11 protein-coding genes are annotated in these 12,301 nt (G+C 62.1%); 9 read left to right on the top strand and 2 right to left on the bottom strand.

All coding sequences use genetic code 11. The annotated features are described in order from the left end of the window. Positions 1–135 precede the first annotated feature (135 nt). From ACTJK7_RS14670 to ACTJK7_RS14700, 7 genes are read left to right on the top strand one after another with little or no spacing between them, the layout of a single operon-like run. Entirely contained in the window at positions 136–813 is a 678-nt protein-coding gene (locus ACTJK7_RS14670) for a thermostable hemolysin (RefSeq protein ID WP_064379481.1), read from the top strand. After that, positions 803–2,284, top strand: coding sequence for an AMP-binding protein (locus ACTJK7_RS14675; protein ID WP_440780050.1), 1,482 nt, complete (start codon positions 803–805; stop codon positions 2,282–2,284). The genes ACTJK7_RS14670 and ACTJK7_RS14675 overlap by 11 nt, the downstream gene beginning before the upstream one ends. Then, complete coding sequence (locus ACTJK7_RS14680; RefSeq protein ID WP_011334723.1) at positions 2,281–2,955, top strand: TenA family transcriptional regulator; 675 nt, start codon at positions 2,281–2,283, stop codon at positions 2,953–2,955. Before ACTJK7_RS14675 ends, ACTJK7_RS14680 begins: the two co-directional genes overlap by 4 nt. Continuing rightward, on the top strand, positions 2,942–3,751 hold the full coding sequence (locus ACTJK7_RS14685) for an SDR family oxidoreductase (protein WP_064379487.1): 810 nt from the start codon (positions 2,942–2,944) through the stop codon (positions 3,749–3,751). The genes ACTJK7_RS14680 and ACTJK7_RS14685 overlap by 14 nt, the downstream gene beginning before the upstream one ends. Continuing rightward, positions 3,748–4,392 carry a tetratricopeptide repeat protein gene (locus ACTJK7_RS14690; protein ID WP_440780049.1) on the top strand — a complete coding sequence of 215 codons (645 nt, stop codon included), beginning with the start codon at positions 3,748–3,750 and terminating at the stop codon, positions 4,390–4,392. The genes ACTJK7_RS14685 and ACTJK7_RS14690 overlap by 4 nt, the downstream gene beginning before the upstream one ends. An 11-nt stretch (positions 4,393–4,403) precedes the next feature. Next, positions 4,404–5,066, top strand: coding sequence for a response regulator (locus ACTJK7_RS14695; protein WP_064379489.1), 663 nt, complete (start codon positions 4,404–4,406; stop codon positions 5,064–5,066). Continuing rightward, complete coding sequence (locus tag ACTJK7_RS14700) at positions 5,063–6,430, top strand: ATP-binding protein (RefSeq protein WP_440780048.1); 1,368 nt, start codon at positions 5,063–5,065, stop codon at positions 6,428–6,430. Before ACTJK7_RS14695 ends, ACTJK7_RS14700 begins: the two co-directional genes overlap by 4 nt. Positions 6,431–6,451: 21 nt before the next feature. On the opposite strand, the gene ACTJK7_RS14705 is transcribed toward ACTJK7_RS14700, so the two are convergent. Continuing rightward, positions 6,452–7,714 (bottom strand): MFS transporter, encoded by a 1,263-nt coding sequence (locus ACTJK7_RS14705; RefSeq protein ID WP_440780047.1) that lies wholly within the window; start codon positions 7,712–7,714, stop codon positions 6,452–6,454. 98 nt (positions 7,715–7,812) lie between these two features. Next, on the bottom strand, positions 7,813–8,700 hold the full coding sequence (locus tag ACTJK7_RS14710) for a LysR family transcriptional regulator (protein WP_039767081.1): 888 nt from the start codon (positions 8,698–8,700) through the stop codon (positions 7,813–7,815). A 133-nt stretch (positions 8,701–8,833) separates the two neighbouring features. Here ACTJK7_RS14710 and ACTJK7_RS14715 point away from each other — a divergent pair, with 133 nt between their 5' ends. Then, entirely contained in the window at positions 8,834–10,486 is a 1,653-nt protein-coding gene (locus tag ACTJK7_RS14715) for a GMC family oxidoreductase (RefSeq protein WP_440780046.1), read from the top strand. A gap of 147 nt (positions 10,487–10,633) precedes the next feature. Then, on the top strand, positions 10,634–12,256 hold the full coding sequence (locus tag ACTJK7_RS14720; RefSeq protein WP_323151755.1) for an MFS transporter: 1,623 nt from the start codon (positions 10,634–10,636) through the stop codon (positions 12,254–12,256). Positions 12,257–12,301: the final 45 nt, after the last annotated feature.

A 12,301-nucleotide genomic window follows, 5' to 3' on the forward strand; every position in this document is an offset into this window, starting at 1 on the left:
GACGATGTCACCCTGCCGGGGAAGTCTTAAGACAATCTGAAGATCCGTCGTTCGTTAACCTTTTTTCACCTTCAGACTTCGTTAAGAAATGGTCCGGATACTCCACTCAAACCTATTGAGGGAGGCGTTCAGCCCATGCCCGATTCTGACTGGAACATTCCCCTGCCCCTGCATTTTGGCCAAGGCGAAACACCGCAGATGCAGCTGTCGAGCGCCCAACCCGGCGATGCTCAACGAGCGGCGTTCGAAGCGTTCATTCAACAACGCTTTCGCAAGGCCCACGGCGCCGATATCCGCCATTTCATGCCTGAACTGTTTGGTGTGCACAACGACTCCGGGGACTTGTGCGCAGTGGCCGGGGTACGTCGTGCGCACCTTGAACCGTTGTTTCTTGAACGCTACCTGGACGAGGCGATCGAGCCCTTGATCAGCGCGGCCGCCGAGCGTCCGGTGGAGCGCAGCGCGATTGTCGAAGTCGGCAACCTTGCGGCCAACGACACCGGCAGCGCACGCCTGAGCATCATTGCCATCACTTACCTGTTGGCCATGGGCGGTCTGGAATGGGTGACCTTCACCGGCAATATCGGACTGGTCAACAGCTTCCATCGCCTGGGTCTGAAACCCGTGACGCTGTGCGCCGCCGACCCCGAACGTCTGGGCGATGACCGTCACCACTGGGGCAGTTACTACGAAAGCAAACCCTGGGTGCACGTGGGCAATATCCGCGCCGGTTTCATCCATCTGCGCAACATCGGTCTGTTCAGCCGGCTGGGTTTGCCGACGTCTATCGAAGGAGCCTGCCATGTCGCTTGAACGGCAACGATTCCAGGAAACCCTGCGCAGCCATGCAGGGCGCAATGACAACGCTTTGGCATTGTGGGGCGACACCCTGAAAGTCAGTTACACGACGCTGTACGCCGAGGTGATGTACCGCCAGCAACGCTTGCGCGATGAAAACGTGAAGGTCATTGCCCTGGCACTGGATAACGGTGTCGAGGCCATACTCTGGGATCTGGCGGCGTTGTTTGAAGGCTTGACGTGCGTGACCCTGCCGCCGTTCTTCAGTCCGGCACAACGTGCCCATTGCCTGGAACAAAGCCAGGCCGAACGGGTGATCGCTGAACCGGAGTTGGAGAGCGAACTGCTCGCCGCCGGTTATGAACAACGCGGTGAATTCTGGTGCCGCGCCTTTGAAGGCCCGAACCGCCTGCCCGCCGGTACCGCCAAATTGACGTTCACTTCCGGCACCACCGGTACACCGAAGGGCGTGTGCCTGAGCGCCGACAGTTTGCTGCGGGTCGCTCGGGAGCTGGAAGAGGCCAGCAAACCCACCGCTCCCCAGCATCACGTGGCTTTGCTGCCACTGGCGATCCTGCTGGAAAACCTTGGCTGTTACGCGGCGCTGTATGCCGGTGCGACGCTGAGCGTGCCGAGCCAGAGAACCCTGGGCATCCAGGGCGCCAGCGGCGTCGACCTGCCGCGCTTGCTCGGCTGTCTGGCCAGCCGGGCACCCGAGAGCCTGATCCTGGTGCCGCAATTGCTGCTGTTACTGGTCAGCGCTGCCGAACAGAAAGCCTTCGATCCGCGATCGCTGCGTTTTGCCGCCGTCGGTGGCGCACGGGTTTCCGAGGATCTGCTGCACCGCGCGCAACGGGTCGGCCTGCCGGTCTACGAAGGCTACGGCCTGTCCGAGTGCGCCTCGGTGGTTTGTCTCAACCGGCCCGGGACTCGGCGTCCGGGGAGCGTCGGGCGGCCCCTGCCCCACGTCGACGTGCGCCTGGCCGAAGACGGTGAGGTGTTGATCAAAGGCTCGACCCTGCTCGGTTACCTTGGCGAACCGGCGTACACCGATGAGTGGTGGCCAAGCGGCGATCTGGGCGAGTTCGACCCGGAAGGTTTTCTCTACCTCAAGGGCCGCAAGAAGCATCAGTTCGTCACCAGTTTCGGTCGCAACGTCAACCCGGAATGGGTCGAATCCGAACTGACCCAGCGTCAACACATCGCCCAGGCCTTTGTGTATGGCGAAGCCTTGCCGCACAACCGCGCCCTGCTCTGGCCGCACCGTCCGGACTGCACCGATGCTCAACTGGCGGCTGCCGTCGCCGCTGCCAACGAGGCCTTGCCCGATTACGCCCAGGTGCATCACTGGACACGCCTCAAACAACCTTTCACGGCCGCCAACGGCCTGCTCACCGCCAACGGTCGCCCGCGCCGCGAGTCAATCGTCGCGCAGTACCGCGCCGTGCTTATCGAATCCGCCCTTTCCGAGGAATCCGCACCATGAGTTTTTTTGACACCCTGCAAGAAGCCACGCACCAGGAACGCCACGAGCTGTTCAATCTGCCGATCATCCTCGATGCGCTGCAAGGCAAGGTCAGCCTTGAAAGCTATCGCGCGTTTCTCGCCCAGGCCTACTACCACGTGCGCCACACCGTACCTCTGATGATGGCCTGTGGTGCACGCCTGCCGACGCACCTTGAATGGCTGCGCAAAGCCGTGTGCGAATACATCGAGGACGAATACGGCCACGAGCAATGGGTACTCAACGACATCGAGGCCTGTGGCGGTGACCGTAACGCGGTGCGTGATGGCCAGCCGTCGCTGCCGATCGAGCTGATGGTCAGTTTTCTCTACGACCTGATCGCCCGGGGCAATCCGGTGGGTCTGTTTGGCATGGTCAACGTGCTCGAGGGCACCAGTATCGCCCTGGCCACCCATGCGGCGGGCAGCATCCGCGAACGTCTGGCCCTGCCGGAAACGGCGTTCAGCTACCTCAGTTCCCACGGTTCGCTGGACATCGAGCACATGCAAACCTATCGCCGGCTGATGAATCAGCTGGAAGATCCGGCCGACCAGGCGGCGGTGATCCATGCCTCGAAAGTCGTCTATCGGCTCTACGCCGACATGTTCCGCGGCCTGCCCCGTGACGCGGAGGCTCAACATGCAGCTGCATGAAGCCCGTGTGGTGCTGACCGGTGCCAGCGGCGGCATCGGGATAGCGATCACGCGTGCCTTGTGCGCTGCCGGTGCGCAGGTCCTGGCGGTCGCGCGGCATCAGGAATCGCTGCGCCCGTTGCTTGACCTTTACCCGCAGAACCTGTGCTGGGTCGCCGCCGATCTGACGTTCCTCAGCGACCGGCGCAAGGTGTTGGCCGCCGCCGAGGCCATCGGCGGCATCAACCTGCTGATCAACGCCGCCGGGGTCAATCACTTCGCAATGCTGGAACAGCTCGACGACAGCGACATCAACGCCATGCTGGCGGTGAACATCAGTGCACCGATCTGCCTGACCAAACTGTTGCTGCCGCTGCTCAAGCAGGCCGACAGTGCCATGGTGGTCAACGTCGGCTCTACCTATGGTTCGATCGGCTATCCAGGTTATGCCAGTTACTGCGCGACCAAGTTTGCCTTGCGCGGATTTTCCGAGGCCTTGCGCCGAGAGTTGGCGGATACCCGGGTCGGCGTGCTGTATGTCGCACCGCGCGCCACCCGCACCAGCATGAACAGCCCCGCAGCCCAGGCATTGAACGATGCACTCAAATCCAGCGTCGACGACCCGCAAGCCGTCGCCGCCGCCGTGATCCATGCGATTGCCGGCGATCGCCGCGACCTCTATCTGGGCTGGCCGGAGCGCTTCTTCGTACGCCTCAACAGCCTGCTGCCCAATCTGGTGGATCGCGGTCTGCGCAAGCAATTGCCGTTGATCCGTCGCCTGAGTGAAAAACCTGAAAACGAGACGCCGAAACCATGAAAAAACTTCTCGCCTGTGTGCTGCTGGGCGCCCTCAGTCAAAGTGTCTGGGCGCTGGACGCTGCCGATCAACAACGCCTCAACAGCATCCAGCAGAGCTGGGCGCACATCCAATACGAGACCCCGGAAAAACAGCGGGCCGCTGCGTTTGAACAGTTGGCCGTTCAGGCAACGCACTTCGCCACGGAACGGCCGGCCGTCGCCGAGGCCTGGATCTGGAAAGGCATCGTCACCAGCAGTTGGGCCGGTGCCGAGGGCGGGCTCGGGGCCCTGGGCAAAGCCAAGGACGCCAAAGCCGATCTGGAAAAATCCCTGACCCTCGACCCCAAGGCATTGCAAGGTTCGGCCTACACCAGCCTCGCCGCGCTGTACGACCGGGTGCCGGGCTGGCCGATCGGTTTCGGCGACAGCGACAAGGCCGAACAACTGCTCAAACAGGCCCTGCAACTCAACCCCGAGGGAATCGACAGTCTGTACTTCTGGGGCGATCACCTTTACCGTCAAAAACGCTACGCTGAAGCCAAAGCAGCGCTGCTCAAGGCCCTGCAAGCCGCTCCTCGCCCAGGCCGGGAAAGTGCCGATGCCGGACGCCGCAAAGAGATCGCCGCGTTGCTGGTGGACGTGAACAAGAAACTCGACTGACAGGAGTCCGTGTGCGTTTATTACTGATCGAGGATGACGTGGCCCTCGGCGAGGGCATTCATCAGGCGCTGGGGCGCGAGGGTTACACCGTCGACTGGCTCAAGGACGGCAGCAGCGCCCTGCACGCCCTGCTCAGCGAAACCTTTGATCTGGCGGTGCTCGATCTCGGCCTGCCGCGCATGGATGGGCTCGAAGTCCTGCGTCGTCTGCGTGGCAGCGGTTCGAACCTGCCGGTGCTGATCCTCACCGCCCGCGATGCCACCGAAGACCGCATCGCGGGACTGGACGCCGGCGCCGACGACTACCTGATCAAGCCCTTCGACCTGGCCGAGCTCAAGGCCCGTCTGCGCGCCCTGCTGCGACGCAGTGCCGGACGCGCGCAGATGCTGATCGAACATGCCGGCATCAGCCTCAACCCCGGCACCCAGCAAGTCAGCTATCTGGGCCAACCGGTGGTGCTCACGCCCAAGGAATATCAGTTGCTGCACGAACTGCTCTCGCCGCCGGGTCGGGTCATGACACGCGACCACCTCACACAGCTGCTCTACGGCTGGAACGAAGAAGCCGAAAGCAACACGCTGGAAGTGCACATTCATCACCTGCGCAAGAAATTCTCCACCGACCTGATCCGCACCATTCGCGGCGTGGGTTATCTGGTGGAGGAGCGCCGATGACCTCGATCCGGCGCCGCACCCTGACCCTGATCATCGGCCTGATGCTCGCCGGTCTGACCGTGCTCAGCCTGTTCAATCTGCACGACAGCAACCACGAAATCGCCGAAGTCTACGACGCGCAACTGGCGCAGAACGCACGGTTGCTGCAAGGCGTGATGCGCATGCCGTTGCCGGGGCAGGAGCACGCGGATCTTTATCGGGCGTTCAACTCGGCCCTGGCTGAAGCCGTGCCCAAGGGTGACGGCCATCCCTACGAAAGAAAACTCGCCTTTCAGGTCTGGAATGCCAAGGGCGAAATCCTGGTGCATACCGCCAGCGCGCCCTCCTTCAGCACACCGCCAATCCAGCCAGGCTTCAGCGATGTGGTGGATCTGAACAAGCGCCACTGGCGGGCTTTTGTCCTGGAAGACAAACAGAACGGTTTGCGCATCTGGGTGGGTGAACGCGGTGACGTGCGAGCGGACCTGGTTGACCGGATTGTCCGCCATACCCTGTGGCCGAACGTGATCGGCAGCCTGATCCTGGCGGCGATGATCTGGCTGGCCATTGGCTGGGGGCTCAAGCCCCTGGCCAACATGGCGGCGACCCTGCGCGCCCGCCACAGCGGCTCCCTCGAACCGCTGCAACTGACGCCGCTGCCCAGCGAACTGGAACCAATGCAGGCAGCGCTCAACCGCATGCTTGCGCAGATCCAGGAAGTGCTCGGTCGGGAACGCCGGTTCATCGCCGACGCCGCCCACGAAATGCGCACGCCACTGGCGGTACTGCGGGTGCATGCGCAAAACCTGCTGGAGGCCGGCACCGAACAGGAGCGTCGCGAGTCACTCGAATTTCTGATCGCCGGGGTGGATCGCACCAGCCGGCTGGTCAATCAGCTACTGACCATGGCCCGCCTCGAACCCAAGGCCAACGCGCCTGCCAAACAACGCGTCGACCTTGGCGAAACCGTGCGCAACAGTCTGGTGCAGCTCACGCCATGGCTGCTGAGCAAGCATCTGGAACTGGCCTTCGACGTCAACGACCAACCATTCCCTGTGCTCGCCGATGCCGCCACCATCGACATTGCCCTGAACAACCTCATCACCAACGCCGCCAGCTTCTCCCCGGAGCAAGGCGTGATCAGCGTGCAATTGACCAGGGCCGACGGGTTTTACCATTTGAGCGTTGAAGATCAGGGGCCGGGTATCGATGAAGCGGATCGGGCTCGATTGTTCGAGCGGTTCTACAGCCGGGGCAATCCCCAGGGTGCCGGGCTGGGACTGACCATCGTCAATACCATCGCAACGCGTCTGGGTGGGCGGATCACACTGGAAAACCGGGTCGAGGGCGGCCTGCGGGCGACGTTGTCGATTCCCGCCGGTTGAACAGGTCTTGCGAGCGTTGAGTCATGGCGCAACCATCGGCGGCGCCTTGCCTTGCAGGGCGATCGAGTCGGTATCGGAGCGCTGCACCGTCTCCGGCACTGCCAACCAGAGCAGCACCAGCGCCGCCATTGCCACCGCCGCCAGGGTCAGGAACGCAGCGCTGTAACCGGCCTCCTGAACCACAATCCCCGCCAGGCTGTTGCTCAATGCCGCACCCAGACCGAACACCGTTGAAATCGCCCCGAGGCTGACATTGAAATGTCCGGTGCCCAGGGTCAGGTCTTTCACCACCACCGGAAACAGCGCGCCGAAAATCCCCGCGCCGATGCCATCGAGCAACTGCACCGAAACCAGCCACCAAGGATCATTCGACAGCACATACAGCACACCGCGCAATGGCAGGATCAGAAACCCCGCCAACAGCAACGGCTTGCGCCCCCACAGATCGGCCTTCGCCCCCACCAGCAGCGCGACCGGCACCATCACCAGTTGCGCCGCGACAATGCAGGCGGACGTGAGTGGCGTGGCCATCTGCAGATTGGCCTGCGCCAACTTCTGACTCACCAGCGGCAACATCGCCGCGTTCGCCAGATGAAACAGCGCACAGCAAATCGCGAACATCAGCAACGGTCGGTTGGTGAGCAATACGGAAAAGCCCGAAGGCTGCTTGCCCTGCCCCGTGTCGCTGGGTGAAAGACCTCGGGCGAGATCGTGGTCAATCGCATCTGCCGACACAAAGGAGACGGCAATCACGCTGGCCAGCGCCATGACCGCCATCAGATAGAACACTGCCATCGGGCCGAACAGGTACGCGGACAAACCGGCCAACAAGGCGGCGCAGGCGTTGCCGGCATGGTTGAAGGTTTCGTTGCGCCCGGTTCTTCGCGTGAAGGCGCGCGGCCCGGTAATCCCGAGGGTGATCGCGCAAATGGCCGGCGCGAAAATCGAAGCGGCGACGGCACTGATGGCTTGCGTCACCGCCACCAGGCTGAACGACGTCACAAACGGCAGCAGCAGACAGCTTGCGGTGACCACCAGCGCGGCAATCGCAATCAGCGACCGTTTGAAGCGCGTGCTGTCGACCAGCGCACCTGCCGGGGTCTGCGTGATCAGTGCGGCGATCCCGGCTATGGTCATCACCAGACCGATGCTCGCTGGCTCCCAGTGGTGAACCGCCAGCAGGTAAATCGCCAGATAGGGACCGAGCCCGTCACGCACGTCGGCGAGGAAAAAATTCAGGCTGTCGAGAGACAGGTTATTACGGCGATCGAGGTGATTGGCCACGGGTAACGTCTTCGTTGTCGAGGTTCTGCGAGATGACTCAACCTCCGCAAATCGAATGACCTTTTGCCAAGCGTTTTAGTTGCATGAAACAGCCGTCTTTACTGGCCCATCAACAACTCGCGCTCGCCTTCGCACAAGCCCACGACGTAATCCCAGACCACCCGCAACCGCACCGATTTGTGCAACTCGCGCCGCGTACTGATCCAGTAACTGCGCTCAATGCTCTCATCCGGCAACAGCGCCACCAGATCCGGGTCCGACGCCGCCATGTAACAAGGCAGCACCGCAATCCCCAGCCCCGAGCGCGCGGCTTGTTGCTGGGCAATCACGCTGGTGCTGTGAAACACCACCCGTGGGTTGCGGCAGAAGCTGTTGAGGAACATCAGCTCCTGACTGAACAGCAGATCATCGACATAGCCGATCCACGCATGCCGGCCAAGATCCTCGCGGCTGCGCAATGGCGGCGCGTTGTCCAGGTAGGCTCGGCTGGCATAGAGCGCGAGTCGGTAGTCGGTGAGTTTGCGGGTGACCAGCATGTCCGCCGCCGGCCGTTCAAGGTGAATGCTGATTTCCGCCTCGCGATTGAGGATGCTGACGAAACGCGGCACCGCCACCAGTTCCACTTCCAGTCCCGGGTAGCGTTCGAACAACCCGATCATGCGGCTGGCGAGAAACATGATGCCCAGGCCTTCGGTGACCCCGACGCGGATCTTGCCCAGCGGCGCCGTCGATTGGGTGATTTCTTCCTGAGCCAGCAGCGCGACGTTTTCCATGGCTTCGGCGTGTTTGAGCAGCGCCTCCCCCGCCGGAGTCATTTCGTAGCCTTGGGCGTGCTGGACGAACAGGGCGGTACCGAGGCTTTTTTCGATGGCCTCGATGTGCCGGGCCACGGTGGCGTGAGTGGTGTTCAGGCGGCGGGCGGCAGTGAGCAAGCGCCCGCTGCGTTGCAACTCGAGAAAGAACCGCAGGTCGTTCCAGTCGAACATGGCTTGTCCTTGTCGGCTATCGTCAGGAAGCGCTGTTTGAAAACGCACAGCGGCTGCGCAAAAACTAACATTCTTTTGACGAAAGCTAACAACTAGGATGACCGACAACAAAAACAATAAGCGAGGTCAGGGAATGCAGACTTCCCTCGATGAATTCGATTACATCGTGGTCGGCGCCGGACCGGCCGGGTGTTTGCTGGCCAATCGGCTGTCGGCCGATCCACAGCAGCGCGTGCTGTTGCTGGAAGCCGGCGGGCGCGACAACTATCCGTGGATTCACATCCCCGTGGGTTACCTGTTCTGCATCGGCAACCCGCGCACCGACTGGTGCTTCAAGACCGAAGAACAACCGGGCCTCAATGGCCGCGCGCTGAGTTATCCGCGCGGCAAGGTGCTGGGCGGCTGTTCGTCGATCAACGGCATGATCTACATGCGCGGCCAGGCCAACGACTACGACGGCTGGGCTGCGGAGGGCAATCCGGGCTGGGCCTGGAACGATGTGCTGCCGCTGTTCAAACAGAGCGAAAACCACTTTGCTGGCGCAGCGGAATTCCATGGCGACAAGGGTGAATGGAGGGTCGAACGCCAGCGCCTGTCGTGGCCGATTCTCGATGCGTTCCGCAGCGCTGCCGAACAGAGCGGCATCACCAGCATCGATGACTTCAACCAGGGCGACAACGAGGGTTGCGGCTACTTTCAGGTTAATCAGAAGGCCGGGGTGCGCTGGAATGCGGCGAAGGCGTTTCTGAAGCCGATTCGCGATCGGGCCAATCTCACGGTGTTGACCGACATCGAGGTGGATCGAGTGCTGTTCGAGGACGGTCGCGTCTCGAAAGTCAGTGCCCGTTGGCAGGGTCAGCAAAAGAGCTTCAAGGCGCGCAAGGAGATCGTGTTGTGCGCCGGCTCCGTGGGCTCGCCAAGCATTTTGCAACGCTCCGGAATCGGCCCGCGCCTGCTACTGGAAAAGCTCGGCATCGGCGTGGTGCATGAGCTGCCGGGCGTCGGCGGCAATCTGCAGGATCACCTGCAACTGCGCCTGATCTACAAGCTGGAAAACGCCCGCACCCTCAACCAGATCGCCGGCAGTGTGTGGGGCAAGATGGGCATGGGCCTGCGTTATCTGTATGACCGCAGCGGGCCGTTGTCGATGGCGCCGAGTCAGTTGGGCGCGTTTGCCCGCTCGGGGCCGGAACAGACCTCCGCCAATCTCGAATATCACGTTCAGCCGCTGTCGCTGGAGCGCTTTGGCGAACCGTTGCACAGCTTCCCGGCGTTCACCGCATCGGTGTGTGATTTACGGCCGCAGAGCCGGGGCCGGGTCGAGATCCGTTCCGCCGATCCGCAAGCAGCGCCGCTGATCCAGCCCAATTACCTCAGCCATCCCGAAGACCTGCGCGTGGCCGCCGATGCGATTCGCCTGACCCGGCGCATCGTCAGCGCCCCGGCCCTGCAAGCTTTCAACCCGGTGGAGTACCTGCCGGGCGCCAGCCTGCAAACCGAAGAACAACTGCACGCAGCGGCGGCGAAGATCGGCACGACGATTTTTCACCCGGTCGGCACCTGCCGCATGGGCAACGATGCGGACGCGGTGGTCGACGCACAGTTGCGCGTGCACGGCGTACCGGGGCTGCGGATTGCCGATGCTTCGATCATGCCGCGCATCACCTCCGGCAACACTTGTTCGCCTACGCTGATGATTGCCGAGAAAGCGGCACAGCTGATTCTCAACCCCGCAACTGTAAACACAACCCCTGTGGGAGCTGGCTTGCCAGCGATGACGGAGTGACATTCAACAATCATGTCGGCTGATTAACCGCCATTGCCAGCAGGCTGGCTCCCACAAGGGGCATATTTGATTCAAGGACATCGCGCATCACCCGGACACGCAACACCAGTGGAAACAACAAAAACAATCACTGTGAGGGATACCGATATGTCAGAACACGTTCAGCCTCTGGACGCCGTGCGCAGCACGGACGCCAGCCCCGATACCCGAAAGGTCATCTTCGCCTCGTCCTTGGGGACGGTGTTCGAGTGGTATGACTTCTTTCTCTACGGCGCCCTGGCGGCGGTCATCAGCAAGCAGTTCTTCGCCGGGGTCAACGACACCACCGCGTTCATCTTCGCGCTGATGGCGTTCGCCGCAGGCTTCATCGTACGGCCGTTCGGGGCGCTGGTGTTCGGTCGGTTGGGGGACATGATCGGGCGTAAATACACGTTCCTGGCGACCATCATCCTGATGGGCGTGGCGACGTTCGCCGTGGGCCTGCTGCCGACCTACGCCAGCATCGGCATCGCCGCGCCGATCATTCTGGTGGTGCTGCGCATGCTTCAGGGTCTGGCCCTCGGCGGCGAATACGGCGGCGCCGCGACTTACGTGGCGGAACACGCGCCCATCGGCAAACGTGGTTTCCATACGAGCTGGATTCAATCCACCGCAACGCTCGGTCTGCTGCTGTCATTACTGGTGGTGCTCGGATGCCGCTACTTCACCGGCGATCAATTCGAAGTCTGGGGCTGGCGCATTCCGTTCCTGCTGTCGATCGTGCTGCTGGGCATCTCCACCTGGATTCGCCTGAGCCTGCACGAGTCGCCGGCCTATCTGAAAATGAAAGAGGAAGGCAAGGCCAGCAAGGCGCCGATCCGCGAATCCTTCGGCAAATGGGAAAACCTCAAAGTCGTACTGATCGCGCTGTTCAGCATCAACGCCGGCCAGGCGGTGACTTTTTACGCGGCGCAGTTCTACGTGCTGTTCTTCCTCACCCAGTTCCTGAAAATGGACCCGGCGGTGGCCAACAGTCTGCTGATCATCAGCGTGGTGATCGGCGCGCCGTTCTTCATCATTTTCGGCTGGCTGTCGGACAAGGTCGGGCGCAAACCGGTGCTGATGCTCGGCCTGTTGCTAGCCACCGCGCTGTACTTCCCGATCTTCAAATCCCTGGCCCACTACGCCAACCCGGCCATCGACCACGCCAGCCGTCAGGCACCGATCACCGTGGTGGCTGACCCGGCGACCTGCACCTTCCAGTTCGATCCGGTGGGCAAGGCCAAATTCGACAGCCCGTGCGACAAGGTCAAGACCTTCCTGGTCAAGCAAGGCCTGCCCTACTCCAGCGTCGCCGCCCCAGCGGGCAGCACGGTGCAAGTGAACGTCGGCGATGTGAAACTCGACGGCTTCGACGAAGCAGCCTTACGCGGCGCCATCACCCTCGCCGGTTATCCGCAGCAGGCTGACATGCAGCAGATCAACAAACCGATGATCGTGGCCCTGATCGTCGGCCTGATCATCATCTCCGCCATGTGCTACGGCCCGCTCGCGGCGCTGATGGTCGAACTGTTCCCGACCCGCATCCGCTACACCTCGATGTCCCTGCCGTATCACATTGGCAACGGCTGGTTCGGCGGTTTCCTGCCAACCGTGTCGTTTGCGCTGGTGGTGTACACCGGGGATATCTTCTACGGGCTGTGGTACCCGGTGCTGATTACCGGGGTGAGCCTGGTGGTGGGGATGATCTGTCTACGTGAGACAAAGAATATCGATCTGGACAAGAACTGATTGATAGACGTGTGGCGGGGGCGCAATGCCCTCGCCACCCTGCGA

This window comes from Pseudomonas sp. 22085 (genome assembly GCF_052045815.1).
Lineage (GTDB): Bacteria > Pseudomonadota > Gammaproteobacteria > Pseudomonadales > Pseudomonadaceae > Aquipseudomonas > Aquipseudomonas glycinae.

Excerpts from the sequence above, each read along its gene's own strand:
- ACTJK7_RS14680 (WP_011334723.1), top strand. The coding sequence starts at position 2,281 with ATGAGTTTTTTTGACACCCTGCAAGAAGCCACGCACCAGGAACGCCAC.
- ACTJK7_RS14675 (WP_440780050.1), top strand. The coding sequence starts at position 803 with ATGTCGCTTGAACGGCAACGATTCCAGGAAACCCTGCGCAGCCATGCA.
- ACTJK7_RS14670 (WP_064379481.1), top strand. The coding sequence starts at position 136 with ATGCCCGATTCTGACTGGAACATTCCCCTGCCCCTGCATTTTGGCCAA.
- ACTJK7_RS14685 (WP_064379487.1), top strand. The coding sequence starts at position 2,942 with ATGCAGCTGCATGAAGCCCGTGTGGTGCTGACCGGTGCCAGCGGCGGC.
- ACTJK7_RS14690 (WP_440780049.1), top strand. The coding sequence starts at position 3,748 with ATGAAAAAACTTCTCGCCTGTGTGCTGCTGGGCGCCCTCAGTCAAAGT.
- ACTJK7_RS14720 (WP_323151755.1), top strand. The coding sequence starts at position 10,634 with ATGTCAGAACACGTTCAGCCTCTGGACGCCGTGCGCAGCACGGACGCC.
- ACTJK7_RS14700 (WP_440780048.1), top strand. The coding sequence starts at position 5,063 with ATGACCTCGATCCGGCGCCGCACCCTGACCCTGATCATCGGCCTGATG.
- ACTJK7_RS14715 (WP_440780046.1), top strand. The coding sequence starts at position 8,834 with ATGCAGACTTCCCTCGATGAATTCGATTACATCGTGGTCGGCGCCGGA.
- ACTJK7_RS14710 (WP_039767081.1), bottom strand. The coding sequence starts at position 8,700 with ATGTTCGACTGGAACGACCTGCGGTTCTTTCTCGAGTTGCAACGCAGC.